The 205-nt window shown below is 39.0% G+C and carries 1 protein-coding gene; it reads left to right on the forward strand.

Features of this window, described 5'->3' with window-relative positions:
* Nucleotides 1-205 (forward strand): 50S ribosomal protein L11 methyltransferase (locus tag QVP40_RS12320; RefSeq protein ID WP_288200556.1); only part of this gene is annotated, 205 nt, incomplete at both ends.

Below are 205 nucleotides of genomic sequence, written 5' to 3' on the forward strand. Positions count from 1 at the left end.
CAAAGAAGCAAATCAGATTCCGGATAAAGACTTTGATATGATGATCGGAAACATCATTGATGACAAAGAGGTTCAGGATCAGGTTGGTTATGAGAAATATGATATTGTTGCGGCAAACATTCTTGCAGACGTTCTTGTGCCTCTTACTCCTGTGATCGTTCATCAGATGAAAAAAGGCGCTTACTATATTACTTCCGGTATTCTG

Source organism: Blautia sp. CAG:257, assembly GCF_000433815.1.
GTDB classification, from domain to species: domain Bacteria; phylum Bacillota; class Clostridia; order Lachnospirales; family Lachnospiraceae; genus Blautia_A; species Blautia_A caecimuris.